At 38.5% G+C, this 26,881-nt stretch carries 26 protein-coding genes; 18 read left to right on the top strand and 8 right to left on the bottom strand.

Going from position 1 to position 26,881, the window contains the following annotated elements; all coding sequences use genetic code 11:
• Positions 1-20 precede the first annotated feature (20 nt).
• Genes I0Q91_RS07725 through I0Q91_RS07710 form a run of 4 tightly spaced genes read right to left on the bottom strand, consistent with a single transcriptional unit; the run spans position 21 to position 3,877 of the window.
• A complete protein-coding gene (locus tag I0Q91_RS07725; protein ID WP_270453878.1) occupies positions 21-1,511 on the bottom strand; it encodes a sugar ABC transporter ATP-binding protein in 1,491 nt (496 codons plus the stop codon).
• Positions 1,511-1,909, bottom strand: a complete 399-nt coding sequence (rbsD, locus tag I0Q91_RS07720) for a D-ribose pyranase (protein WP_270453877.1) — start codon at positions 1,907-1,909, stop codon at positions 1,511-1,513. The genes I0Q91_RS07725 and rbsD overlap by 1 nt, the downstream gene beginning before the upstream one ends.
• Positions 1,910-1,924: 15 nt before the next feature.
• Complete coding sequence (gene rbsK, locus I0Q91_RS07715) at positions 1,925-2,827, bottom strand: ribokinase (protein WP_270453876.1); 903 nt, start codon at positions 2,825-2,827, stop codon at positions 1,925-1,927.
• Between the two features lie 12 nt (positions 2,828-2,839).
• Positions 2,840-3,877: a LacI family DNA-binding transcriptional regulator gene (locus I0Q91_RS07710; protein ID WP_270453875.1), complete on the bottom strand. Its 1,038-nt coding sequence runs from the start codon at positions 3,875-3,877 to the stop codon at positions 2,840-2,842.
• A gap of 359 nt (positions 3,878-4,236) precedes the next feature.
• On the opposite strand from I0Q91_RS07710, the gene I0Q91_RS07705 reads away from it, so the two are divergent.
• The 6 genes from I0Q91_RS07705 to I0Q91_RS07680 are packed head-to-tail and all read left to right on the top strand — an operon-like array spanning position 4,237 to position 9,376.
• The gene (locus I0Q91_RS07705; protein ID WP_270453874.1) at positions 4,237-4,500 is read left to right on the top strand and encodes a (2Fe-2S) ferredoxin domain-containing protein; all 264 of its coding nucleotides are present in this window, start codon (positions 4,237-4,239) and stop codon (positions 4,498-4,500) included.
• A complete protein-coding gene (locus I0Q91_RS07700; protein WP_270453873.1) occupies positions 4,484-6,172 on the top strand; it encodes a [Fe-Fe] hydrogenase large subunit C-terminal domain-containing protein in 1,689 nt (562 codons plus the stop codon). Before I0Q91_RS07705 ends, I0Q91_RS07700 begins: the two co-directional genes overlap by 17 nt.
• Position 6,173: 1 nt before the next feature.
• A complete protein-coding gene (locus tag I0Q91_RS07695; protein ID WP_270453872.1) occupies positions 6,174-7,325 on the top strand; it encodes a SpoIIE family protein phosphatase in 1,152 nt (383 codons plus the stop codon).
• 16 nt (positions 7,326-7,341) lie between these two features.
• Positions 7,342-7,599: an NAD(P)H-dependent oxidoreductase subunit E gene (locus I0Q91_RS07690; protein ID WP_270453871.1), complete on the top strand. Its 258-nt coding sequence runs from the start codon at positions 7,342-7,344 to the stop codon at positions 7,597-7,599.
• Positions 7,600-9,069 carry a monomeric [FeFe] hydrogenase gene (locus I0Q91_RS07685; RefSeq protein ID WP_270453870.1) on the top strand — a complete coding sequence of 490 codons (1,470 nt, stop codon included), beginning with the start codon at positions 7,600-7,602 and terminating at the stop codon, positions 9,067-9,069.
• The gene (locus tag I0Q91_RS07680; protein WP_270453869.1) at positions 9,056-9,376 is read left to right on the top strand and encodes a hypothetical protein; all 321 of its coding nucleotides are present in this window, start codon (positions 9,056-9,058) and stop codon (positions 9,374-9,376) included. Before I0Q91_RS07685 ends, I0Q91_RS07680 begins: the two co-directional genes overlap by 14 nt.
• Positions 9,377-9,378: 2 nt before the next feature.
• Here I0Q91_RS07680 and I0Q91_RS07675 read toward each other — a convergent pair whose 3' ends face one another.
• Both I0Q91_RS07675 and I0Q91_RS07670 read right to left on the bottom strand, forming a co-directional pair.
• On the bottom strand, positions 9,379-9,942 hold the full coding sequence (locus I0Q91_RS07675; RefSeq protein WP_270453868.1) for a hypothetical protein: 564 nt from the start codon (positions 9,940-9,942) through the stop codon (positions 9,379-9,381).
• 248 nt (positions 9,943-10,190) lie between these two features.
• Positions 10,191-10,460, bottom strand: coding sequence for a hypothetical protein (locus I0Q91_RS07670; protein ID WP_270453867.1), 270 nt, complete (start codon positions 10,458-10,460; stop codon positions 10,191-10,193).
• Positions 10,461-10,691: 231 nt separating this feature from the next.
• Here I0Q91_RS07670 and I0Q91_RS07665 point away from each other — a divergent pair, with 231 nt between their 5' ends.
• The 12 genes from I0Q91_RS07665 to I0Q91_RS07610 all read left to right on the top strand — a co-directional run bounded on the left by I0Q91_RS07665 (position 10,692) and on the right by I0Q91_RS07610 (position 24,165).
• Positions 10,692-11,513: a CoB--CoM heterodisulfide reductase iron-sulfur subunit B family protein gene (locus tag I0Q91_RS07665; RefSeq protein ID WP_427854501.1), complete on the top strand. Its 822-nt coding sequence runs from the start codon at positions 10,692-10,694 to the stop codon at positions 11,511-11,513.
• Positions 11,506-11,907 (top strand): 4Fe-4S dicluster domain-containing protein, encoded by a 402-nt coding sequence (locus I0Q91_RS07660; protein ID WP_270453865.1) that lies wholly within the window; start codon positions 11,506-11,508, stop codon positions 11,905-11,907. Before I0Q91_RS07665 ends, I0Q91_RS07660 begins: the two co-directional genes overlap by 8 nt.
• 18 nt (positions 11,908-11,925) lie before the next feature.
• Positions 11,926-13,881 carry a CoB--CoM heterodisulfide reductase iron-sulfur subunit A family protein gene (locus I0Q91_RS07655; protein ID WP_270453864.1) on the top strand — a complete coding sequence of 652 codons (1,956 nt, stop codon included), beginning with the start codon at positions 11,926-11,928 and terminating at the stop codon, positions 13,879-13,881.
• On the top strand, positions 13,872-14,333 hold the full coding sequence (locus I0Q91_RS07650; protein WP_270453863.1) for a hydrogenase iron-sulfur subunit: 462 nt from the start codon (positions 13,872-13,874) through the stop codon (positions 14,331-14,333). The genes I0Q91_RS07655 and I0Q91_RS07650 overlap by 10 nt, the downstream gene beginning before the upstream one ends.
• Entirely contained in the window at positions 14,324-15,223 is a 900-nt protein-coding gene (locus tag I0Q91_RS07645; RefSeq protein ID WP_270453862.1) for a 4Fe-4S dicluster domain-containing protein, read from the top strand. The genes I0Q91_RS07650 and I0Q91_RS07645 overlap by 10 nt, the downstream gene beginning before the upstream one ends.
• A complete protein-coding gene (locus I0Q91_RS07640) occupies positions 15,216-16,286 on the top strand; it encodes a 4Fe-4S dicluster domain-containing protein (RefSeq protein WP_270453861.1) in 1,071 nt (356 codons plus the stop codon). The genes I0Q91_RS07645 and I0Q91_RS07640 overlap by 8 nt, the downstream gene beginning before the upstream one ends.
• Positions 16,279-17,112 carry an FAD/NAD(P)-binding protein gene (locus tag I0Q91_RS07635; RefSeq protein WP_270453860.1) on the top strand — a complete coding sequence of 278 codons (834 nt, stop codon included), beginning with the start codon at positions 16,279-16,281 and terminating at the stop codon, positions 17,110-17,112. The genes I0Q91_RS07640 and I0Q91_RS07635 overlap by 8 nt, the downstream gene beginning before the upstream one ends.
• A 14-nt stretch (positions 17,113-17,126) precedes the next feature.
• The gene (locus I0Q91_RS07630) at positions 17,127-17,801 is read left to right on the top strand and encodes a 4Fe-4S dicluster domain-containing protein (protein WP_270453859.1); all 675 of its coding nucleotides are present in this window, start codon (positions 17,127-17,129) and stop codon (positions 17,799-17,801) included.
• A gap of 14 nt (positions 17,802-17,815) precedes the next feature.
• Entirely contained in the window at positions 17,816-19,420 is a 1,605-nt protein-coding gene (locus tag I0Q91_RS07625; RefSeq protein ID WP_270453858.1) for an FAD-dependent oxidoreductase, read from the top strand.
• 59 nt (positions 19,421-19,479) lie between these two features.
• Positions 19,480-20,943 carry an SLC13 family permease gene (locus tag I0Q91_RS07620; protein WP_270453857.1) on the top strand — a complete coding sequence of 488 codons (1,464 nt, stop codon included), beginning with the start codon at positions 19,480-19,482 and terminating at the stop codon, positions 20,941-20,943.
• 346 nt (positions 20,944-21,289) lie between these two features.
• The gene (locus I0Q91_RS07615; protein WP_270453856.1) at positions 21,290-22,384 is read left to right on the top strand and encodes an acyltransferase family protein; all 1,095 of its coding nucleotides are present in this window, start codon (positions 21,290-21,292) and stop codon (positions 22,382-22,384) included.
• Between the two features lie 17 nt (positions 22,385-22,401).
• Entirely contained in the window at positions 22,402-24,165 is a 1,764-nt protein-coding gene (locus I0Q91_RS07610; RefSeq protein ID WP_270453855.1) for a glycerophosphoryl diester phosphodiesterase membrane domain-containing protein, read from the top strand.
• Positions 24,166-24,225: 60 nt separating this feature from the next.
• On the opposite strand, the gene I0Q91_RS07605 is transcribed toward I0Q91_RS07610, so the two are convergent.
• Together I0Q91_RS07605 and I0Q91_RS07600 are read right to left on the bottom strand one after the other, a co-directional pair.
• A complete protein-coding gene (locus I0Q91_RS07605; RefSeq protein ID WP_270453854.1) occupies positions 24,226-24,852 on the bottom strand; it encodes a YczE/YyaS/YitT family protein in 627 nt (208 codons plus the stop codon).
• A 295-nt stretch (positions 24,853-25,147) separates the two neighbouring features.
• The gene (locus I0Q91_RS07600) at positions 25,148-26,881 is read right to left on the bottom strand and encodes an NADH-dependent [FeFe] hydrogenase, group A6 (RefSeq protein WP_270453853.1); all 1,734 of its coding nucleotides are present in this window, start codon (positions 26,879-26,881) and stop codon (positions 25,148-25,150) included.

The raw sequence follows: 26,881 nt of genomic DNA, 5'->3' as shown, positions 1-26,881 counted from the left end.
GTTACTTGCATATTCCACTATCAACTACCTCCTGTTGCCAGATTCATTATCTTCTCCTGAGTAACTTCACTACCATCAATAATTCCCTGAAGTCTGCCATTATAAATTACTCCAACCCTTGAAGTCAAATTCAAGATCTCTGGCAATTCAGAAGAAATAAAGATAATTGTAACACCTTCAGCGGCAAGTTCTTCCATCAACTTATAAATCTCATGTTTAGCGCCAACATCAATACCTCTAGTCGGCTCATCCATAATAATCAGTTTAGGGTCAGTCGATAAAACTCTGCCTAGAATAACCTTCTGCTGATTACCTCCACTTAAATTCTTAATCAACTGCCAGGGACCAGGGGTCCTGACATCTAACTTGGAAATAAAATCCTTAACCAGGTTCTTCTCTTTCCTTTTTGAAATAACTCCCCTGACAAAGGTCAACTGCTCAAGAATTGAAAGACTCATATTTTCACCAACTGAAAGCTCAGGTATAAGACCTTCATCTTTTCTATTTTCAGTCAGATAATAGACACCATTATCAATTGCATCTCCAGGAGATTTGATATTTAGTTTTCTGCCTTCTAAATAAATATCTCCAGACCGCTTTTTATATAAACCATAAATAGCTCTGGCAATCTCAGAACGTCCGGATCCCATCAAGCCTGCCAACCCAAAGATTTCACCTTTTTTCACCTCAAAAGAAACATCTGAAATCAAACCTGGCACTGACAGATTTTTAACCTCAAAGATAGGCTTACCTTCATCAATTTTAAAATCTGGAAATCTATCTTCAACATCCCGGCCAACCATCTGCCTGACAATCTCGTCTCTGTCAGTATCAGCCACAGCCTGTTCTTTAACTTTATAACCATCTCGTAACACAGTTACCCGGTCACAGATCTCAAAGATTTCTTCAAGGTGATGGGAAATATAAATAATCCCAATCCCCTCTGCTTTTAAATCCTTAATCAAATCAAAAAGAATTCTAACTTCCTGCTGAGACAGAGAGGATGTCGGTTCATCCATTGCAATAATCTCAGCATCCTGAGAGATAGCTTTGGCAATCTCAACCATCTGCTGTTTACCAATAGTCAAGTTTTTAATCTTTTTGTTAATATTTATCTCAATACCCATCTTGTCAAAGATCTTTTTAGTATCAGCCTTCAATTTTCGCTTATTTATCCAGCCACGACCAGGCTCCCTGCCTAAAAAGACATTCTCAGCAACTGTCAGTTCTGGAATCAACTCTAACTCCTGATGAATTATTGCCAGACCAGCCGCCTGAGCCTCTGCCGGACTCTTAAATCTAACCTCTTCGCCTTTATAAAATATCTTGCCCTTTTCATAATCAGGGTGGATTCCAGTCAAAACCTTCATCAATGTTGATTTACCGGCACCATTCTCACCGACTAAAGCATGGACTTCGCCTTTATCAACATTAAAATCAACTTCTGAAAGAGCCTGCACACCAGGAAAGCTTTTGCTAATATTCTTCATCTCAAGCAATTTATTAGCCATTAAAAGGTCACCCCGGCAACTAAAATAATATTGGCAAAGGGCGAACATTCACCTGTCCTGATAACTGCCCTGCAATCCTCAGTCATCCTTTTAAATTCCTCATGGCTAACAAACTCTGGTTCTATTTCCTCAGGTAATACAGCCAGTGTCTCATCAAGAACCACTGGATTTTCAGTCTTTATCTCCTCAGCCATTATACCTGCTTCAATCTGATATTCAGAGAGAACTGACTGCAAAGTTTCAACAAAACCAGGCAGGCCACAACTTACTGCCAGATCAATCTTCTCAACGCCAGCAGGAACTGGCAGCCCTGCATCAGCAATCACAATTTTATCTTTATGACCTAAATCTGCAATCAGGCCACTTAAATAACTATTTAATAATACTCCTCTTTTCATCTCACAGACCTCCTATCATTCAGACCTGGAATTTAAAAATTCTGCAAATTCAGCGCTGGAAAATAAAGAACTCTGAGCCCCAGGCCGACTAACTGCTGCCGAACCATAATAGATGCCCTCTCTTACAGCTTCTTCAGGCTCAAGCCCTTTATTTAATGCAGCTGCAAAGGCTCCAGCTAAAGCATCACCGGCAGCTGTTGTATCAACAGCTTCAACCTCTGGAGCAGCAAAATCTTTCTCACCTTCAGCATTTATCAGCAAAGCTCCCTTATCTCCAAGCGTTACAATTATATTTTTAACACCTCTAGTTAAAAGCTGATTACAGGCTGCTTCAATTTCAGCTGATCCAGTCAACATCTTAAGTTCAGTCTCATTTGGCAATAAATAATCTACCCTCTCTAAAAGCTCATCTGGCAGCTCCTGAGCAGGGGCCGGATCCAGAATAACTGTCGTACCAGCCTCTGCAGCAATTCTGGCAGCTTCCATTACAGCCTCCAGGGGAATCTCAAGCTGAAGCAACAGGATTTTAGCCTCCTGTATTTCTGTCGCTACCGAGCGGATATCACCATTATCAAGGGTTCCATTGGCCCCAGGAATAACTATTATATGACTCTCACCATCATCAGTAACAAAGATGTGGGCCGTTCCTGTTTCAGTATCAGCAGTAATCAACTCTGTCTCAACACCCTGGTGATTTAAATTATCCTCAAGGGACTGACCAATCTCATCAGCTCCTCTGGCTCCAATAAATAGTGGTCTGGCGCCTAAAAGTCCTGCAGCTGCAGCCTGATTGGCACCTTTACCACCAGGATGTCTGGCAAAACTCCTTCCAGTTAGTGTCTCTCCAGGTTCAGGTAATCTATCACAATTAATCACAAAATCCATATTCATCGAACCGATAATTACTATTTCAGCCATAGCTTCCCTCCTCTAAACCCTTGCAGTAGAGCCTCTTCTAACCAATTTAGTTTCCAGGATCTGGTCTGCAAAGAAATCCTCTTTATCCAGGCTTCCTTTTTTCTGTTTAATATTAATCAGATCAATCAACATCTTGCTGGCCTGTCTTCCTAACTTATATTTTGGCTGGGCCATCGTTGTTAAAGCAGGATAAACCAGGTTGGAAATCGAAATATTATCATGGCCAATTAAAACTAAATCCTCTGGAATTCTAATCTCTGCATGGCGGCAGGCCTCCAGGACCCCTAATGCCATCATATCATTGGCTGCAAAGATTGCTTCAGGTAAGTTACCGCTAGCGATCATCTGCTCCATAGCCTCGTATCCAGACCTCTTACTAAAATTACCTTCAAATATCATATCTTCAGCCAACCTTAAATCATTATCTAAAATAGCTTTTCTATAACCATCTTCCCGGTCCTGACCTGGCACAGTCTGTAAATCTCCTGTAATATGAGCAATCTCCTTATAACCTTCATCTATCAAAAACTGAACTGCCTTATAAGCAGATTGTTGATTATCAATCATTACCGCCGGATATATTGAATCAGGTATCTTCCGGTCTAACTGCACAACCGGTATATTTCTGGATTCCAGCCGTTTTAAAATATCTCTATTGGCCAGCGAAAGGGAAACAATCAAGCCATCTACCCGCTTTTGCAGCATCAAATCAATAACCTCTTGCTCCTGCTCCAGTTTATTATCTGTACTTGAAAAAATTACAGAATAAGAGCTGTCCTGGGCCTGATCTTCAACGCCTCTGGCCACTTCAGGAAAATATGGATTATTAATATCAGGTATAATCAGTCCAACCGAATAGGTCTGATTAATAACTAAACTCCTGGCCATACCATTAGGTCGGTAATTTGAATCTTCAATAACTTTTAAAACTCTGGCTCTGGTCTCATCATTAACATCAGGTTTCTCATTTAAAACCCTTGAGACCGTAGTTACTGAAACTCCGCACCTTTCAGCTATATCTTTAATTGTAATATTCTCTCCTGCTGCCATTTATATCACCTTAAAGTTATATATTTAACCGATAACAGGTCAGAATTCAACCTCTAAAACTCTAAATTAACCTTCTCTAACCCTGATTGAAAAGGTTACCGGTAACGTTTTCAATAACATTATATAATATTCTTAATATTATTTCAAGAACAAATTTTTATAAGAATCTATAGATTTTATTAAATAATCAGTCACAAATTTAGCTAAATAACCCTTGACATAATCTAAATTATTAGCTAAAATAAAATCAATTGCTGTGAAAGTAATAATTATCACAAACCGAATATTATATTTAATTTCTGCTTTTAGAACCCAAAGTCTCACATAAATACAATAGTTCTTCTTAAGGAGGCTAACTAATGATTGAAGTTAGTATCTGTGTTGGTAGTAGCTGTCATCTTAAAGGTGCACCTGAAGTCGTTAATATCTTCAAAAAATTGCATAAAGAATATGAGCTTACTGATAAGGTCCATCTTAAAGCAAGCTTCTGCCAGGGTCACTGTACCAATGGTGTGGCAGTAAATATTGATGGAGAAACAATAATTGGTGTCAACCCGGAAAATGCTCCAATAAAATTTAAAGAGTATCTAATAGAAGGTGATTCCAGTGGAAGTATTAATTGATCAAAATGTAAAATGCCAGGACTGTCACCGCTGTATTCGAGAATGTTCAATCAATGCAGTCGGAGTTGAAGATGAACAGGCCTGGACAATCACCGATTTCTGCATCTATTGTGGCCGTTGTATCAATGTCTGTCCCCAGGGGGCTCCTCTTCCCCGGGATCAATCCCAGATCATTAAAAATATACTATCAGGAGACAGCAAAACTGCTCTATCCCTGGCACCTTCTTTTTATGCCAACTATCCAGATAAGTCGCCAGAAGAACTGGCTGGAGCTTTAAAAGAAGTTGGTTTTGATATTATTGCCGAAACTGCCCAGGGCGCAGAAATCCTGTCACCAATGCTAAGCCATGAAGTAAGAACCAGAAAGCAACCAGTGATTTCCAGCAGCTGTCCAGGAGTCGTAAATTTGATCGAAAAACATTATCCTGAATTAATACCAGACCTCTCTTCTCTTTTATCACCGGCCCTAATCCATGCCCTGTATTTAAAAGAGAAATATAGCCAGGATCTTAAAGTTATCTTTGCTGGCCCCTGTCTGGCCAAAATTGATGAAGCCCTTAATGGCAATTCCAGTATAGATTACATTCTAACCTTTAAGCAGTTAGATAAAATCTTAAAGGATACCGGTTCATTTTTTGCTCAACCTGGCAAAATAGATGAATACTCCCGGGGCAGGGCCTTAATCTATCCAGTAGAAAAGGGAGCTGTTAATGCTACCGGTTTTAATATCGAAGATAATCAGGCTCTTTATGGTTCTGGAATTGATGAATGTATCTCTATTCTAGAAGATTTAAAATCAGGCAGCCTCAATTCCAGATTCATAGAACTTCTAATCTGTCAGGGAGGCTGTATAAACGGTCCCTTTATCTCCAGAGAAAATAGCATTGCCAGAAGAAAACAGGCTATTAAAAATATCTATAAAACAAGACCTGCAAGAGATAATCAACTGGAGCATAACTTTAAGCCAGATCAATTAAGCCGAATTTATACAGATAAAAAAATTAAATACCCTGAACCTGATGAAATGGAAATCCAGGAAATACTTAAAAGCATCGGTAAATATAGCGAAAAGGACGAAACTAATTGTGGCGGCTGTGGCTATAATAGCTGCAGGGAGAAAGCAATTGCAATCTATCAGGGGCTGGCAGAGGCGGAAATGTGCATCCCCTATATGAAAAAGAAAGCAGAATCACTATCAAATATTATCTTCCAGTCATCCCATAATGCCATAATAGTTGTCACCCCAAAAATGATCGTCCAGGAATTCAATCCAGTGGCAGAAAAACTATTTAATCACCGGGATCGCTCGGCTACAGGCAGATCTTTATACCGTTATATAGACCCTGAGCTATTTCAAAAAGCCTGGCAGGAGAAACGGAAAATCCGGAAACAGGAAGTCTATTATGAAAAATATGATATAGTTACTGAACAAAATATCTTCCCTATTGAAGAACATGAGGTAATTGTCGGGATCTTTGCAGATATTACTGAAAAGAAAAAACGGCAGCAAGAAGTTAAAGAGATGAAAAAGATGGCAGCAGAAAAAGCTGAAGATGTTGTCCATAAGCAGATGAAAATCGTCCAGCAGATAGCCAGCCTCCTCGGGGAGACAACTGTTGAAACAAAGACAGCTTTATATGATCTGACCAGGCTAATCCAGGAGGAAGACTAAAATGCAATATGTTGTCGAAGAATTCTATAAGAATATTCCAGGAAAAAATGAAGAAGTCTGTGGCGACCATGTTGAAATTCTAAAGCAGAATGGCTCAACTATAATTGTTCTTTCTGATGGCCTGGGGAGCGGTATCAAGGCAAATATCCTGGCAACTCTAACTTCCAAAATTGCAGTCGGCCTTTTTAATAAAGACCTCCCCCTTAAAGAGATCATCGAAACAATAATTGATACCCTGCCGATCTGCGAAAAAAGGGGAATAGCCTATTCAACTCTGGCTGTCCTAATAATCAATGAGGATGGCAATGCCAGATTAATCGAAATGGATACCCCCTTTGCCTTTTATTATAGGAATGACATGATTAAAAAGATCGATAAGAAGAAAATAAATATTAGAGGCAAGACTATCTATGAGTCCAACCTGAAGATGGGCTTAAATGATAGAATCTTTCTGGCCAGCGATGGCGTCGTCCATGCCGGAGTCGGCGGTCTCCTTGATTTCGGATTAGGCTGGGAGGGAACAGCCCGGCATCTTGAAGAGTTATCAAAAAGAAATACCAGCATGGAATATATTATTGAACATATGCTAAATATCTGCAAGGCCTATTATTTTGGCAAGCCAGCTGATGATATAACATTAATCGGTCTCCAATTCAGGAGAAAACACAATTTAACCATCCTGACAGGCCCTCCGCAAAATGAAAAAGATGACAGAGTTGTTGCCAATAAATTGATTAATGCTACTGGCAAAAAGGCAATCTGCGGAGGCACAACAGCCCAGATAGCTTCAAGAGAACTGGGGCTGGAATTAAAATGTGATCTAGATTATTTTGATAAAGATGTGCCACCTGTCGGACATCTGGAGGGTATAGATATTGTTACAGATGGTCTCTTAACTTTAAATAAAGTCCTTGACTATTTAAGAGATTACAAGCAGGGCGAAATGTTTCCTAAAGGGCGAGATGGAGCAACCTGCCTGATGCAGATGCTCTTAAATAGTGATAGAATCAATTTAATTGTAGGCAGATCAATGAACGAGTCCCACCAGAGCTTAAATTTACCATTAGAGCTAGGAATAAGAAGTCAGATAGTCGACCGGATAGCCAATAATCTAAAGCGTTTAAATAAAGAAGTAAAAATAGAATGGTATTAAATGGAGGAAGATAATTATGAGCGATAATAGAATCCAGGTAGAGATCTGTATCGGCACTCCCTGTTTCCTGATGGGTGGCCAGAGTTTAATAGAAGAACTGGAATGGCTCCCCTATAAATACAGGAGTAAATTTAGTTTTCAAGCCAGCCACTGTATCGATGACCACTGTGAAAATGCCCCTGTCATCAAAGTTAAAGATAGAGTCTTTGAAAATGTAACCCCGGAAAAACTTAAAAATATTCTTGACCAATACCTGACCAGGGAGGTGCTATAGATGCTGGATCAGACAGTTTCAGAGCTTGTAAAATTAAAAAGAAAATTATATATAGAATTAGTCAGCCTGGCCTGTCAGGATAAATTGGTTGAGGCTGAAAAACTTATCTACCAATTAATTAGAGAAGATACACCCAGGTATCGCTGCTGCCAGCATAAAGAAAGAGCAATTTTAAGAGAAAGAATCAAACTTGCCCTGGGTTTTGATATAGAAGATAATATCCCGATCGCAAGGCTAACAGAACTGGTTGATCAGGAGCCCCTTGATGAGGACATCATAACCATACTAAATATGGCCTGTGACAGCTGTCCTATCGATAAGTATATAGTCACCGATTCCTGCCGTAATTGTGCCGCTCATCGCTGTCTCAATGCCTGTCCTAAAGATGCTATCTATATAATCAGCAATAAGGCATATATTGACCAGGAAAAATGTATTGAATGTTCTCGCTGCAAAGATGTCTGTCCGTTCGGTGCAATCAATGAAAATGTCAGGCCCTGTGTTAAAGCCTGTGCTACCGGTGCTATCAGTTCAGATGCCAATCGCCAGGCAACAATTGATAAAGATATCTGTGTAAATTGCGGCCACTGCATCAGAGGCTGTCCCTTTGGAGCTATCGGCGATAAAAACAGAATCATTCAGGTTACAAATAGTCTCTTAAACCCTGAGCAGAATACTGTGGCCATGCTGGCCCCTTCATTTCCGGGCCAGTTCGGCTATAATGTTGATTCTGCAACTTTAAAAACAGCTTTAAAGATAATGGGCTTTAACCAGGTGATTGAAGTTGCAGAAGGTGCAGATAAAGTCATGCAAGCAGAAGCAGAAGAGGTCCTGGAATTAAAGGATAAAGGGGCAAACCTTATGACCAGCTCCTGTTGCCCGGCTTTTACTGAACTTATTAATAAAAACCATCCTGAATTTACAGAAAATATATCTACACTAACCTCTCCAATGGAAGTTACAGCAGCCAAAATAAAAAGTGAAAATCCTGAAGCAAAAACAGTATTTATTGGCCCCTGTCTGACCAAAAAGTCTGAAGCAGCCAGGCATAAAACAGTTGATGAGGTCCTGACCTTTGAGGAACTTCTCTGCATGATCGTCGGCTGGGAGATTAATCTAGAAAAATTAAGTCCTATCGAAGAATTTAATGATTCTATTTCAGATGAAGCCCGTTCCTTTCCTGCAAGTGGAGGAGTAACAGCGGCTATCAGGAGTGAACTTTCTGAATCAGATAAATCCTGGATCAATTTTGAAATAGCCTCTGGCCTGAAAGAATGCAGCCAGTTTCTAAAAACTTATAAGCCAGATAATAAGTTCAGTTTCCTCGAAGGTATGGGCTGTGAAGAAGGCTGCATTGGTGGCCCTGGCAGAATTATAAATACTAAAATAGCAAAGAAGATGGTCGAAAAATTTATCAAGAGCCAGAAAAATAATAAAACTCAACAGGTGAAGCAAATTGCAAAACTATAAACTTTATTCAACTGGTAAGATTATCCATCTCGAACTGACAGTTTCAAAAAAAGAGTATAGCTTTATTTTTGTCTTTAATAATAAAAGCCAGGCCACTATATTCAAAGCTGACCTGGAACAGAACTTAAATAATTTAAAGTCACTGGCTAATCTGGAAGATATAATATCAGGACTTAAATATGATGCCTTAATTAATCATAAAGATCTGGAAGTGATGGAAGCTGCAAATGACAAACTCCCAGGATTTTATAAATCTGCCCTTGAAGATAATGTCAGTAAAATCTATTTAGGAGTAAGCCTTTCATAAAATTAAATAGCTCTCTTTTTAAATTTATCATATACCTTAACACCTGCTCCAACCAGTAAAATAATAAAGCTAATATAAATAAAAATCCATTTTAAAAATGTAAATACAGGGGTCAACTGATCAATCAAAATAGTTTCTGCAGGATAACGATACATCACTAATGAGGCCCCACTATTTTCAAGAAAATCAAATACTGTTCCGAGTAATGGAAACAGCAAAAATCCTCTAATTAGCCTGGATGAAAATTTCCTTAAAACCAGGGTTATCCCTGACCAGAGAAAGAAAAAATATACAAGCGGCCAGATTATATCAAAGGTAAAGCGGGAGCGAATATAATAGCTCCTGCCCTCTTCTCCATAGGCTTCAGCCATCTCATATAAATCTGCCTGGTTATAGATAAATGATGTATCCGGAGTCCTATCAAAGCCCAGCCTTTCACTGGAACGCTGGGATTCCCAGGGTAAAACAACAGCTAAAAATATAATAAATATCAATAAACCAACCAGAAATATTCTCCCTGTAACAGTTTTATAAGAAAAGTTTAAATAGTTTTTAGCAAATTTCAAAATATTACCCCCTGACATTATTTTATTGCAGGAAATATAAATTATATCTCTAATATATATTATATCATTAATTAATTTAATCTACAGGGGGTATTCTATTATGAAAAAAATTATCTTACTATTAGCCTTGCCATTATTAATCCCAGTTCTTTTCTTTTTATGTTCACCTTCTTTTATTAATATAACTATCAACGAACCAAATTTAAATTTAATCAGTAAAATCAATAAATAAAGAACTCATTAAGATACTAGCCAAAAATATCGCCGAGATGATTAAATAATGCAACTATACCGGCAATAAGAATTATTAAACCAGCAATCTTTACAAAAATATTTTGAAAGGAACTATCTTCAAAAATTGTCGCCAGTCCACCTGATATCAATAAAAGTGGCCAGAAAATATTAAAAATATCAGTATTATCAATTGGCAGCAGATTCATATAAGTCAATAAAGATACTACAGCACCAACAAAGACAACTAATGTCAGAAGCCTTCTGCTTTTCTCTGAAAAATTCATTTTATCCCCCTTTTTTATTTAAAAATGATTTTTAAAGCCTTCTTTATTTAAATAATAATATAAAGTTAAATTAATCTCAAGAATATGATTGACATCTATAAATACCTATGCTAATATACAGATGGTAGTATTGTGTAATTTTACACAATACTTTGTTAAAGTTTTTACGCTTTTAATATCGAGTTAATAAAAATTAACCAGGAGGTGACTCCCAGAATCATGGGAGAAATTATGGGCTATTCATTCTATCCAGGTTGTACCTTAAAGAATAAAGCCAGTCGTTTAGAAGAAACAGCACTGGAGTCAGCCAGATTACTAAATATAGAACTCAAAGAACTTCCAGAATGGCAATGCTGCGGAGCTGTTTATCCCCTAGCAAGAGATGAAATTGTAACTATTTTAGGTAGTATTAGATCATTAATTAGAGCCAGAGAGCTAGATAACAAACTTGTCACTCTCTGTGCAGCCTGTCACCATGTTTTAAAACGAAGCAATTGGGCTATTAAGAATAAAGAAGATGTCAGAGATAAGACAAATAATTTTCTTCAGGATGAGCCAGATTATTTTGGCGAAACTGAAGTAATCCATTATCTAGAATTTTTAAGAGACGAGATCGGTTTCGATAAGATCAAAACTGCTGCTGGAGATCGGCTTGAAGGTAAAAAAGTTGCCGCTTATTACGGCTGTCTACTACTTAGACCAGAAAAAGAATTAGAATTTGATAACCCTGAACAGCCAACTATTATGGAAGATTTCATAGATAGCCTTGGCGGTCAGGCAGTTAAATACCCTTATCGGAATGAATGTTGTGGTGGTTACCTCAATCTAAAAAATCCAGAGAGTGCCCATAAAATGGGTAATAGGATCATCTCTTCAGCTATAGAACATGGTGCTGAAGAAATAATAACTGCCTGTCCTCTCTGTCTCTATAATTTAGATCAGAGTTTTTTAAATGGCCAGACATGTGAAAAATCTAATATAGAAGTAACCTATTTTACAGAACTTCTATATCAAGTCTTGAGCCCGGCTAAAAAGGAGGTCGCATATGGTTAATAACTCAGATAAAGCCAGAATCCTTAAAGAAGAATTTTTAGAAATAAGTAGAGAAAGACCAGAAGATTGCCTGCAATGCGGGAAATGCAGTGCATCCTGCCAGGCAGCAAAAGAGATGGATTTTATGCCCCATCAACTGGTCAGGATGTTTCATAAAAACCAGATAGATCAGGTCATGGAAACAGATGCTATCTGGGCCTGTGCTTCCTGTTTTACCTGTGGTGCTCGCTGTCCCAGAGATATAGACCTGGCCAGAATGATGGAAACAGCCAGGGTTCTCTACCTTAGATCAAATCATAAAAATCTGATTGACGAAAATGAAATTGCAGCCTTAAATAAAAAAGGTCTCCCGCCTCAAGCAATTGTGGCCGGTTACCGCAAATTTGCCAAATAGATAAAGGAGGGATTAAAGTTGTCTAAAATAGGAGTTTTTATCTGCTGGTGCGGAAGTAATATCTCTGAAACAGTAGATATCGAAAAGACTAAAGCTGCCCTTGAAGGTTTGCCAGCTTTAGATTATATAGAAGATTATCAGTATCTCTGTTCTGAGATTGGTCAGAAAAAAATTGCTGATGCAATAAAAAATAAAAATTTAAGTGGAGTAGTCGTAGCTTCCTGTTCGCCAAGAATGCATGAAGATACATTTCGAAATGCAGCGGAGGATGCAGGCTTAAACCCATACCTTTTAGAGATAGCAAATATAAGAGAACACTGTTCCTGGGTTCACAGCAATAAAGAAAAAGCAACTGAAAAAGCTGTAGCCTTAATTCGAGCTGCCATCAATAAAGTTAAACATAATCAACCATTAACACCAGGTAGTATTCCTGTCAATAAACGGGCCCTGGTTATCGGTGGTGGAATTGCCGGTATCCAATCAGCTATCGATATTGCTGAGGCTGGTTATCAGGTAGATATTGTTGAAAGAACTCCAAGTATTGGTGGCAAAATGGCTCAGATTGATAAAACCTTTCCGACTCTGGACTGTTCTGCCTGTATTTTAACACCAAAAATGGTCGAAGCATCCCGTCACGAAAATATTCAGTTACATACTTATAGTGAAGTAGCCAGAGTCGATGGATATGTCGGCAACTTTGACGTGGAAATAAAGAAGAAACCAAGAAGCATCGATGAAGATAAATGTACCGGTTGTGGAATCTGTCTGGAAAAATGTCCTGGTAAAGCTCCATCAGAATTTGAGGAAGGTCTAAATGAAAGAAATGCAATCTACACACCTTTCCCCCAGGCAGTCCCGAATATCCCAACAATCGATCGGGATAATTGCATTAAATTTGAAAAAGATAAATGCGGGCTCTGTGCCAGAGTCTGCCCAACAGATGCAATCAATTTTAACCAGGAAGAAAATATAATCGAAGAAAAATACGGCATTATAATTACAGCTACTGGCTACCAGCTAACTGACCCGGATCAATTTGGTGAATATCACTATAACCATCCTGATGTTATCACCGGTATGGAGTTTGAAAGAATCATCAATGCAGCCGGTCCAACCGAGGGAAAACTACAGCGGCCCTCTAATTCAGAAAAACCAGAAAGGGTTGTTTTTGTCCAGTGTGTAGGTTCCAGGGATAAAGCCAGAGGTCACAGCCACTGTTCAAAAATCTGTTGTATGTATACAGCCAAGCAGGCTATGTTAATCAGAGAAAAATATCCAGAAACAGAGGTTTATGTCTTTTATATTGATATCAGAACAGCAGGAAAAGGTTTCGAAGAGTTCCAGAGACGGGCCCAGGAAGATTATGGTGTTAATTATGTCAAAGGTATGGTCGGTAAAGTCTTCCCAGGTAAAGATAAGCTGAGAGTTGAGGCTATCGATGCCATGACCGGTGAATTCCTGGAGCTTAATTCAGATCTGGTTATCCTGTCACCTGCAGCCATTCCTGATCAAAAAGCCGGTGATGTAAGTCGCCAGTTAGGTATCAGTCAGGGTGCCAGTGGTTTCTTTACTGAAGCCCACCCAAAATTAAAGCCTGTTGAAACCCAGACTGCTGGAATCTTTTTAGCAGGTGCCTGTCAGGGCCCTAAAGATATTCCAGAAACAGTGGCCCAGGCCAGTGGAGCTGCAGCCAAAGCAATTGGTATTTTAAGCAAAGACAGCCTGGTCAACAACCCCTGTGTGGCTGAAGTCAATCAGGCTGAATGTTCAAGCTGTTTCTCCTGTAAAGAGGTCTGTCCTTACAGTGCAATTGAGAAAGATGAGGCTGAAAAACATGGAATGGTGGCCAGAGTTAATGAAGCTCTCTGTCAGGGCTGTGGAGCCTGTACAGTTACCTGCCGTTCAAGCACAATAAATCTTAAAGGTTTCAGTAATAAAGAAATTCTTTCAGAGGTGGATGCTATATGCCTGTAAAAGAAAAAATGAATAAGCAAATAGATAAAAATAATTTCGAGCCTTTATTAGTGGCTTTCTGCTGCAACTGGTGTAGCTATGCCGGGGCCGACCTGGCTGGAACAAGCCGAATGGGCTATCCAGAGAATATCAAGATCATTAGAGTTCCCTGCTCCTGTCGGATCAATCCAGGTTTTGTCTTAAGGGCCTTCCAAAAGGGTGCTGATGGTGTCTTGATTGCTGGTTGTCATCCCGGTGATTGTCACTATATGACCGGCAACTACTATACCAGACGCCGTTTCACAGTTTTCAAAGAGCTTCTTAATTATATGGGTATCGAAAAAGAAAGATTTAAAGTTGACTGGATATCAGCCTCAGAAGGCAAAAAATTTGCAGATACTGCAACTGAATTCACCAGCAAACTTAAAGAATTAGGGCCTGATAGAAAGTTGAGGGATTCCAGATGGAAATAATAACTAATGCAATGAGACAACTGGCCAGAGAAGGATTAGAGAATGGGCTGGATATTATTATCGGCTGGAAAGATGGCCGTTTTGAATGGCAGTCTAAACCAGCTTTCATAACAGAAATTAATGATATCGAGAGTTTAAATTTCAATAACTATAGTTTAAAGAATTTATCAGGTTACCTTTTAAAGAAGGAATTAAAAGATAAAAAGATAGGCATCTTTTTAAAGGGCTGTGATTACAAAGCTTATAAACAGCTTGTCAATTACAACCAGGTTGACCCAGAAAATATTCAAATCTGGGGAATAGCCTGCCCGGGCCTTAAAGAAAGAGATTTTCACGGTAATACCAGTAATGCTGAGCGCTGCCAGCGCTGTCAGGAACCTGTACCTGAAGAGCTAGAAACTATTATTGGCAAAAAAGAAGTTGCCATCCAAAACTCACCAGAGGATAAATATCAGGATGTTAAAAAGCTGGAATCACTGGCAACAGATGAGCGTTTTGATTACTGGAAAGACCAGATATCTGACTGTATTCGCTGTTATGCCTGTAGAAATACCTGCCCTCTCTGTGAATGTACAACCTGTATGATAGCCGGTGGAGATAGTAATAGTGATGACTGGATAGACTCTGCCAAAGAGTTTTCCCAGGATTTCTTCTTCCATTCAATTAGAGCCTTCCATCAGGCAGGCCGCTGTGTCGATTGTGGGGAATGCGAAGAAGTCTGCCCGGTTGATATACCAATAAGCAAAATAAATAATAAGATCCGTCATGATATCGAAAATCTATATGAAATGCCAGAAGTTGCCGACGATGATAGCGTAATGGGTCCACTCCTGGATTTTAGAGAAGATGATCCAGAACCTGGCAGTAAAGGGGGCAAAGAGAATGCTTAAATTGGATAAAAATAAACTGCAGGATTTCTTAAAAGCAATAGAAGAAGAATATCAGATTCAGCTGCCAGTAAAAAAGGCAGACCAGACAGATTTCTGTAATTTCGAAGATACTTTAAAACCCAATAAAGGTTTAGAGATAGATTTAAATACCAGACTCTCGGTTAAATCACCAAAAAGCTATCTTTTCCCCAGGTCTGAAAGTTATCTCGAATTTAAAAAGGACAATGAAAGGCTGGATTTTAAATTAAAAGAACTGACTGGCAAAGCTAATCTTATCTTCGGAATTCGTAATTGCGATCAGGAGAGCTTTAAAATCCTGGATAAAGTCTTTCTCCAGGAACCAGTCGATCAGCTCTATAAACGGCGCCGCAATTCAACAATCACAGTGGTTGCCCGCTGCCTGGAACAGTCAGAAACATGTTTCTGCCAGCTCTTTGAGATTGAACCAGCCGGTTCAGAAACTGGCGCTGACCTTTATTATTACAATTACAATGATGGCCTCTATTTTACAGCTGGCAGTGATCAGGGAGAATTGATCCTTTCAGATTACAGTCAGTATTTTAAGAGTGTTGAACCTGAAATTGAAAAAAAGTTGAATCAAGAGGCTAATCAATTCAATGGAAAAATAACTGCTGATAGCGATAATCCCTTAATGCAAAACAAACCAGAACTACTCTATGATAATAAAGAGGCTATCTTTAATAGCGACATCTGGCAGGAGCTAGCCAATCGCTGTCTGGAATGTGGCATCTGTACTTATCTCTGCCCGACCTGTCATTGCTATGATATCCAGGATTATTCTGCTGACCAGTCTGGAGAACGTTATCGCTGCTGGGATTCATGTCTATTTTCTAATTTTACAGAGATGGCCCATGGCGATAATCCCAGAGAAGAAACCTACCAGCGACTAAGGCAGAGATTCTTCCATAAACTTGTCTATTTCCCGGAAGAGCAGGAAGAAAGCCTGGCCTGTGTTGGTTGTGGCCGCTGTCTTGGCAGCTGTCCTGTAAATATTGATATCACTGAAGTTTTAGCCCTGGCAGGAGGTGTTATTAATGACTGAGATAGCAAAAGATCCATTATTGCCTGGCAAAGCCATTATAACTGCTATTCGCCAGGATACTGAAGATATTAAAACTTATCAGGTTAGAGATGTAAATGGTGGCAAACCTTTTGACTTTGAACCAGGTCAGTGTGCCATGCTTTCACTGCCACCAGCAGGTGAGGCTATTTTTTCTATCACCTCTTCTCCTCTTGCAGAAATGATGGAGTTTAGTATAAAGAATGTTGGCAGAGTAACATCAGAGATCCATAATCTTAAAGTTGGTGATCAGATAGGAATCCGGGGGCCATATGGTACTCCTTTTCCAGTTGCTGATTTTCAAAAAGATGATCTTCTATTTATCGGTGGCGGAATTGGACTTGCCCCACTCAGGTCAGTGATTAATTATGTTCTAAAAAAGCGAGACAACTATGGCAAAGTAGATATTGTCTGTGGTTGCAGAACCTGTAATGATTTTGTTCATTATGAGGAAATCACAGAAGAATGGCCACAAAAACCAGAGACAGATGTCCACCTAACTGTTGATAAAGCAACTGATGACTGGACAGGTTTTGAAGGCTATATCCCTGATTATCTGGAAGAACTTAATTTTTCTCCAGCAGAAAAAAAAGCAATTGTTTGTGGACCACCGATAATGATCAAATTTGTTGTCCAGCAGCTCAAGGAGTCCGGGTTCGATCCTGCTGATATCTATACAACTCTAGAACTTAAAATGAAATGCGGAATCGGTAAATGTGGCCGCTGCAATATTGGTTCTAAATATGTCTGCAAAGACGGTCCAGTCTTTACTGCAAAAGAATTGGCTGGCTTAATCGAAACTTTCTAAAAGGAGGAAATCTAATGGCTGAAAAAATAGAAATATATATTATGGGTAAAAAATATAAGGTTCCAGAAACCTTAACAATCATGGATGCAATGGAATATGCCGGCTATCATATCAAAAGAGGTTGTGGTTGCCGTTCAGGATTTTGTGGAGCCTGTGGAACAGTTTTTAGAATTGCTGGAGATAAAGAACTAAAAGTCGGACTTGCCTGTCAGACTAAGGTCGAAGACCAGATGTATCTGGCTCAGTTACCTTTTTTTCCGGCCAGCAAACCGACCTATTCCCTGGAAGAACTTGCTTCAGAACTGGATACTATCAGTTATTATTTCCCGGAGATATTCCGGTGTGTTGGCTGTAACTCATGTACTAAAGCCTGCCCCCAGGGACTAAATGTTATGCAATATATAGCCTATGCCCAGCGAGGAGATTTTGAAAAATGTGCTGAAGAATCTTTTGATTGTATAGCCTGTGGCCTCTGTGCCTCCCGCTGCCCTGCCAATATAATCCATTACCAGGTCGGATTAATGGTTAGAAGATTATATAGTAAGTATGAAATACCAGAGGCAGATCATGTTCAGAAAAGAGTTGCCGAAATTAATAATGGCCGTTATGATCAAGAAATGAAGAAACTTATTAACGCAGATATAGATGAATTAAAAGATATATATAATAACCGGAATATTTCTAGCTAAAGGAGGGAAGTTAAATGTATACAAGGGAAATGAAAGAACTTATAAAGAAGGTTGAAGCAACCAGAGATCAAAGGGCCGGTGTTGAATTTCCACGGATGAATCCTGAGGAAAAGCAAGAAGTCCTGGATAATTATCACCCTGATTATAATAAATCTGGCTTTGTCGACTTAAAGATTGGTCCCAGCAAGGGTCAGGCAGTTCCTGATGAATTAGGTGAATTACTTGAGGCTTATAGCAGCATTAAAGATATTGATTTAGACCTTAATGCAGCTGATTATGAGGCAGATATCTTAATAATTGGTGGTGGAGGTGCTGGTGCTGCTGCAGCTCTAGAAGCTAAAAAGCATGGGGCTGAGCCTCTCCTGGTTACAAAATTGAGATTTGGTGATGCCAATACAATGATGGCCCAGGGTGGAATTCAGGCAGCTGATAAGCCAGAGGATTCCCCGGTAGAACATTTTATTGATGCGATGGGTGGTGGCCATTATAAGAACATACCTGAATTAGTAAAAGCTCTGGTTATGGATGGTCCAGAGATAATCTCCTGGATGGAAGATATGGGGATTATGCTTAATAAAGAAGAAGATGGATCCATGGAAACCTTTCATGGCGGCGGTACTTCAAGAATGAGAGCCCATTCTGCCAGAGATTATAGTGGAGCAGAAATAATGCGAGTTCTCAGAGATGAAGTCTATAATAATGATATTGAAGTTGTAGAATTTGCTCCAGCAGTTGAACTATTAATCGATGATCAGGGACGGGCAGCGGGCGCAGTTCTTTATAATCTGGAGACTGAAGAATATTATATTGCCAGAGCCAATAAAGTTATTATGGCCACAGGCGGCTCAGGCAGGCTTCACTATCAGGGTTTCCCGACCACCAATCATTATGGTGCTACTGGAGATGGGCTAATCCTTTCATACAGAGCTGGCGCAGAGCTAATATATCCTGATACTATCCAGTATCATCCAACTGGAGTTGCCTATCCTCCCCAGATCCAGGGCAGCCTGGTAACTGAAAAAGTCAGAGGTTTAGGTGGAACTCCACTTAATATAAATGGAGAACAGTTTGTTAATCCTCTAGAAACCAGAGATGTTGAAGCTGCAGCTATAATAAGAGAATGTAAAGGACGGGATCTAGGTATTGAGACCCCAACAGGTATGATCGGTGTCTGGCTGGATACTCCTTTAATTGAAAGAATCCATGGCGAAGGCACAATTGAGAAACAGCTACCTGCCATGCATCGCCGCTATCTCAAATATAATATTGATATGAGGAAAGAGCCATTGCTGGTCTATCCTACCCTCCACTATCAAAACGGAGGAATTTTAATAGATGAAAATGGCCGGACAAAAGTTGAAAACCTATATGTTGCCGGTGAAACAGCTGGCGGTATTCATGGCCATAATAGGCTAATGGGCAATTCTCTCCTGGATATTCTGGTATTTGGACGGAGAGCCGGTCAGGATGCAGCAAAGAACTGCAACGAGAACAAACCTGGTCAGCCAGGCCTCAAACATCTAGATAAATACCATCAAGAGCTTAAAGAGGCTGGAATTCCAGAAGACAGAAGAGCTCCAAAACTTCTTCCAAAATATAGACATCAGAAAACTAGTTAAGATAGACTGTTCTCTTAAAACTATTATAAACCTATATATCCAAAGGAGTAGATCTCTCAATGGAATATGCAGAAACAAAATCAGATGAAATAGATAATCAAAAATCAAAAGCTACCAGCACTACTGAGAATGATCAGAGCCTGATACTCCAGTTAGTTATTACAGCAGCAGTTATTTTAATACTTGCTGCTGTTAACCTGCTGGCTCCGCCGACTGGATTATCCAGATCAGGCTTTCAGATGATAGGAATAGCTTTAGTTTCAGCATTGCTCTGGTCAACAGAGTTAATCCCTATTCCAATCACCGCCCTATTAATTATATTTCTACAGGGCATCTTTAATATCCTGCCGTTCCAGGAATCACTGGCTTCATTGGCCCACCCGGTCAATACCCTATTATTTGTAGGATTTGTGCTGGCCGCTGGCCTTCAGAAATTTGATCTAGATAGAAAGATTAGTATCTCCTTTATTAAGCTGGCTGGTACCAGAGTCAGAAGGCTCCTATTTGCCATGATGGCAATAGTTGCAATTTTATCTATGTGGATGTCTAATACCTCAACTGTTGCCCTTGTTGTCCCAATAGTAATCAGCATCATCGAAGTTAGTAAAGGAGAATACCCAAATTTAAAGAGATCATTTATGATCGGTATCGCCTATGCCGGAACAATCGGGGGAATAGCCACACCAGTTGGAACACCGCCTAACCCGATTACAATTGGGTTTTTAAGTGACATGGCCGGGGTTAATATCAGCTTCCTTGACTGGATTATGATAGGTCTTCCCTTTTCACTAATCTTATTACCTGTTGCCTGGTTAGTTGTTATTCTGATCTATCCACCTGAGATAGATGAAATAGAAGTTCCAGCCAGTGCATTAGAGATGGAAATCAATGAAAATAATAAATGGGGAGTCCGGCGATTTTTGCTAATCTTTATGGCAATTGTAGTTTTATGGCTGGCTGAATCGTTCTTTGCTCTCCCTGATAACTGGCTTTATCTAGTTGCTGTCGGCGGCTCAATCACTATGTGTCTTCCAATGATTGGCGTCTTAAGCTGGGAGGAATTAAGTAATGAAGTTAACTGGGGAGTATTAATCCTGATTGGAGGAGGTCTGGCCCTGGGTTCAGGTTTAAGTGAAAGTGGAGTGATCTCCTGGATAGTAAATAGTTTTATGGCCCAGATCCAGCACCTACCAATAAACTTAGTTATTATAGTTGTAGCAGCAATGACCAGTTTGAGTATTATGTTTTTCTGCAGTCTAACAGCAACATCGACTGCCTTTGTGCCACTGGCTATAACCCTGGCACTGCAGTTAAATGCCGATCCATTAATCTTTGCTGCAGCAGCTGGAATTGCATCATCCTTTGCCTATATTCTACCGGCAAATACACCTCCAAATGCAATTTCATATAGCTCAGGATATTTTGAAACAAAGGATATGATTTTCTCAGGCTTAATCTTACTTGCCCTTTCAATTTTAGTATTCGTGTTAGTATCAAATTTCCTCTGGCCAGTAATTTTATAAAAAATAGAGTATCAATCCATGAATTAAATAACATTTATTAAAACCCCTCACATCCTTGATATTCCAGAGTAAATGTCAAGAGTTATTGAGGGGTTTTTGGATAATTATTTAAATAAATTTGAAATTTTCTTGATGAAAATCTATTGCAACTCTTAAAATCCCCTTCAAGACGATAACTATAGCTATAATAGCTGAAATTGCAAGCTTTTGACGACTACTAAATTTCATAATAATATATTAGTCAAAGAATAATATATTTTTCTTTAAAAAATTAATTACAATCAACTAAAATACCAGTGAATAATTAATGATCATAATAATACAATAAGGAGAATCATAAAATATTATGAAGAGGAAACGAATACATGAACTGGATCTACTCAGAAGTATAGCAATTATGACAGTTGTAATAGTCCATGCAATAACCAGAGTTCTCGAAATTCATCAGAGCCAGGAAGCACTGGAAGCATCCCAGGGAGTGGCATTACTGACCCTGAGGCTATTTACAACATTCGGTACACCTATCTTTGTCTTTCTCTCAGTATTCCTCCTGGCCTATGCTTATTACGATAGGTTACCCGATGATTTCTTTGAAAAAAGAATAAAACTTGTTTTAATCCCTTACATATCAATGAGTTTCATTTATGCCTTTATAATGGTCCATGAAAATGGAGCAATCGGTAACGGAGGAGCAGTATTAAGTTATTTTCAATATGTCTTAAGCAACATATTTTTTGGATTTTACCGACATGGTTATTTCATCCTTGTAATCTTTCAGTTCTACATATTATATAAATTATTCCATGATAAAATAAAAAACATTAAACCTTTAAACCTATTAATAATTACATTTACAATTAATATAACTTATCTCGGCTTCTTTAATTTTGTTGAGCCTGATTTTCTGCCTTATGGAGAACTAATCTGGAGAGCAGCTACCTGGGGTACTTTCCCAGCATGGATCTTCTATTTTGCCATTGGCTATTCCAGTGGGCGCAATATCGAGCAGCTTAACACCTGGCTTAATAAGCAGAAAAAGTTAATTATTCCAGCGATCATTACATTCGGTGGATTTATGGGCTATATGTATCTTTCAGGTACTCTACTGGAAAATAGTTCAAAGAGATTTGACATGCTTTTATTCTCAAGTAGTATGTTTTTACTTATATATTTTATCGGTACAAAACTTAAAGTAAAGCCAGGACTATTTAAATTTATCAGCAGATATTCTTTTGGGATCTTCTTATTTCACATGATATATTTATACCTGGCAACTTACTTCTTTACAGAGATCACCTTTATTCAGATCAACCCATTTCTAACCCTGATACTGCTGGTGAAAACAAGTACAGCCTTATCTATCCTGACAACATATCTGCTAGATAAAGTATCTATCGGTCCATATCTAATCGGGCGGCTGGAAAAACCTAAACACCAATAATCTGGAGGTCTAAGGTAATGAAAAGCCATATCCTGTTAAGCTTTGGAGATTTCAAAAGAAACTGGGAAAAATATCTTGGCTTCAGCCTGCTCTATTTACTTCTCAGCAGTTATATCCTTATCCCCTTGCTTGGCTATATATTCAATAGATTACTGCTAGCTGTAAGTTCTGGAGTCCTTTTAAATTCAAATGCTTTTTCAATACTCTTAGATCCAGTCGGAATTATCGGGCTTATTATTTTAATCACCCTGGCTGTCATCTTTATCTTTGTTGAGATTGGAACCCTGATAATAATAACCCATAAAAATAACCTGAATAAAGATATTCTTATAAGTGAAGGTATCATTACTGCGGCCAGATCAATAAAAAGTATTATCGGTTTCGGTATCTTGCACCTGGCCCTACTTTTATTAATTATCATGCCAGCTATAAATGTCCCGGTAATGCCAGAGATTGCTGATTTAATTAATCTTCCACCATTTCTAATCGATAATATCCTTGGCAATCTAATCTTTAGAATAATCTATTTCGCAATAATCTTTACCCTTGCTTACTTTTTAATTAGAATGATCTTTACAATGCATGAAGTTATAATCGAAAAGCAAAAGGTCTGGCAGGCTATGAAAAATAGCTTTCATCTTACTAAAAAAGTAAGCTTTAAAATCCTATTTAAATTAGTAGCAATGAATATTATAATCTTTATATCCGGCCTGCTTATTTTCACTGGAATTTCCTATATTCCAGGTCTCATTAGCGGTGAAATCAACTATATATTGAATAATTACTTTATTACAATGTCCAGCTTCATCACCCTGGCTTATTCATTGATGCTTATGCCATTAAATATTATCTTTATAACTAAATTATATTATAAAACAAAAAATAGGCCCTTCACCGAAAGTACAATTAAAACCTATAACTTACAGATATTTGAGAAAGTCGAAAATTCCATTTATAGTTTACTAAATAACCGAAAATCAGCTGTAGCTTTAATCTTAATTGTCAATCTTATAGCCTCGTTCTTTATTGGCTATTTTACAACTCAGAGCACAATCTATGCCGGTAGAGATATCAAAATAGTCTCTCATAGAGGCATCGTTGATGGCGAATTCGAGAACTCCCTCAGTGCAATTAGAGCCTCACTTGAGGCAGATATAGATGCCGTCGGTATGGATGTTCAACTTACAAAGGACAATGAAATAGTTTTAAACCATGACTTAACATTAACTAGAACTTTTGGACTCCCATACAGAATCGGGGATTTAACCTATGAAGAGATCATAAATCTCGATGCCGAACTCCCTGATGAGTTTTTGCCAGGCGATAATATCTTACCGACTCTAGATGAAGCCCTGACCTTAATCGATGGGCAGATGGATATCCATATCGATGTCAAGACTGACAATAATGCAGATATCTTTGCTGAAAAAATCGCTAAGGTCGTCGAAGATAACGATATGATTGAATATGCCTATATTCAATCTTTTGATCCAGTATTTCTAGCCAAGTTAAAAGAGATCAACTCTGACATAATCACCAATCAGATCATGTATTTTGCCCTGGGCAACCTTTCTGCAGTTGAAGCTGACTATTATACTATCTATCACGGAATGCTTAACCAGGAACTGGTTAGAACTGCCCGCCAGAACGATAAAGGCATCTGGGTCTGGACAGTCAATGATGAAGAAGATATTCGGAATGCCCTCCAGTATGATATCGATGGCATCATAACTGACTATCCCCTAAGAGTCAAAGAGATAATGGGCCGCCAGACCAACTAGCACCAAAACCAAAAACTCCCTCCTTGACCCGGGGTCACGGAGGGAGTTACTGTAAAATTATTAAGATCTTGATTTAACATTAGAAATAACACCGAAGACTCTCTGAGTTACAGGGCCAATCGCAACAGCTGCTATCAGAGTTCCAATATCCAGACTTGCACCGAGCAAAAAGCCCAGAGTGCCAAAGCCGATATCGATTGACATTCTAACTGACTTAACAGAAAATCCAGTTTTGCTTTTAAAATACATCATAATAGCCTCAACTGCACCTTCTCCCATATCTTCAGAAACATAAATGGCTATTCCTGTACTAACAGTTATTATAGCTGAAAATAAAACTAAAACCCTGATAGCCAGAATTTCTGGAGTAAAACTACCAAAAATTAATGTCAAAAGGTCTACAAAAAGTCCAACAAACACAGCATTAATAATCGTTCCGATCCCAAAAGTCTTATCAGTAAATAATAAAAATGAGATAATTACACTTAGCTTAAATATTATTGATGTCTGACCAAAAGTCAGTCCAAATGTATTTGTTAAACCATTTATCATAACTGTAAATGGTGTAAGCCCAAAATTAGAATTTAAAAATAGATATAAACCTAAACTGATTAAGAATGTACCTGAGAGAACAACAACAACCCGATTCAAATTTTCCACCGACAATAAATCACTTATTTTATTCATTTTAAACACCCCAAAATCCAGATCTCAATACTTATTTTTTATCCATTTCTCTATTGATTTTTGCCATATTTCTTCATGGCCTGATAAAGTGTAATATTAATAGATCAGGATGTCAAGGGTGAATTTAAAAGTCTTAAAATTTAAAATTAGCTTAATAAAAACAAAAAAGTCAGGTAACACCATTACTGCAAGGATTGCAGCAAAATGATACCTGACAGAAATAATTAATAGATTATATAAAAACTTCTTCTAATAAAAACTCATACTTAATGCCTACTCTTAAGAAAACTAAATCCTAATAAATACTCTGAGAAGAATATTCAGTATGGAGAAGCTTATGGGCAAGTTTACTGCCTGGTTCACCTAAATATTCATTATATAGTATTTCAACTTCTGGGTTCTCATGAGACTTTCTTAATTCTTTTTCCCGATCAATATTATAAATTGCTTCCAACCTTTTCTCAAGCACACCATCTTCTCTATAGATTGGCTGTCCACCACCACCTATACAGCCGCCAGGACAGGTCATAAATTCTATAAAATGATATTCTTTGCCTGACTTCATCGCCTCCAAAAGTTCTCTGGCATTACTTAAGCCATGAGCAACAGCAACCCTTAACTTTAGATCATTTATCTCTACTTCAGCCTCTTTAATTCCTGAACTTAAACCTCTAGCCTCCTGAAAATCAATTCCTGGCAATTCCTCTCCAGTCAATAACTCATAACCTGTTCTTAGAGCAGCTTCCATTACTCCTCCTGTTGTTCCAAAAATTGCAGCTGCTCCAGTTGAACTTCCCATCATCTTATCATAATCACTTTCAGGCAGATCAAAAAGGTCAATCCCCATCTGTTTTATCATCTGACCTAATTCTCTGGTTGTTAACACATAATCAACATCACCTATCATCTCAGGCCGGTTTGCCTCATACTTTTTAGCTGTACAGGGCATAACAGAGACAACAACAAGTTCTTCTGGAGATAAATCATTCTTTTCCAGATAATATGAGTTAGCCAGCGCTCCAAACATCTGCTGAGGAGATTTACAGCTGGAAAGATGCTTTAAATATTCTGGATAAAATGTTTCAATAAAATTAATCCAGCCTGGACTACAAGATGTAAAAAGAGGCAGGTCGCCATTATTCTTTATCCGATTTATTAACTCAGTTCCTTCTTCCATAATTGTCAGATCCGCAGTAAACTGGGTATCAAAGACACTATTAAACCCCATCTTTCTCAAGGCTGTTACCATCTGCCCGGTAGCTGCAGTTCCAGGTTCTCTGTCAAACTCTTCAGCTAAGGCAACCCTAACTGCTGGAGCTGTCTGGACAATTACATGTTTTTTGGGATCATTCAAGGCTCCCCAGACATCAGAAATATTTTCTTTTTCTGTTATAGCTCCTGTAGGACAGGCTGCTGCACATTGTCCACACATAACACAGGCACTATTTGCCAGTTCATTATAAAAAACTGGTCCGATCCTGGTAGAAAAGCCTCTACCCTCTGCTTCAAGAACATTGACTGTTTGAACATCATGGCATACATTTATGCAACGCCCACAATTAATACATTTAGCCGGATCCCTTTTTAAAGAAACTGATGAGGTATCTTTTTTAAATTCATTTTTTTTACCTGGAAAACTAACTTCTCTAATCCCCATATCTTCAGTTATCTTCCGCAATTCACAATCCCTATTCTTTATACAACTGGGGCAGTCAACCTCATGATCTGATAGCAATAATTCTAGATTCATAATTCTGGTTTCCCGTACCCGCCTATTGTTTGTTTCTATTCTCATACCGTCAGTAATAGGGGTGTTACAGGCAGCAACCAATTTGCCACTTCCCTGATCTTCTACAAGACAGATCCTGCAGGATCCTGTTGTACTTATACCCTTTAAATGACACAAAGTCGGTATATCTCTTTCAATCTCTCTTAAAAACTCTAATACAGTCTGGTCAGATCTGGTTTCATATTTTTCTTCATCAACCCAGATATTTATAGTATCAACTTTTTCGGTATTATTAGACAT

The organism is Halonatronomonas betaini, assembly GCF_015666175.1.
Classification (GTDB): Bacteria; Bacillota; Halanaerobiia; order Halanaerobiales; family Halarsenatibacteraceae; genus Halonatronomonas; species Halonatronomonas betaini.
Note: the sequence above shows the minus strand (reverse complement) of the source record. Positions and strands in the feature narration are given on the sequence as shown.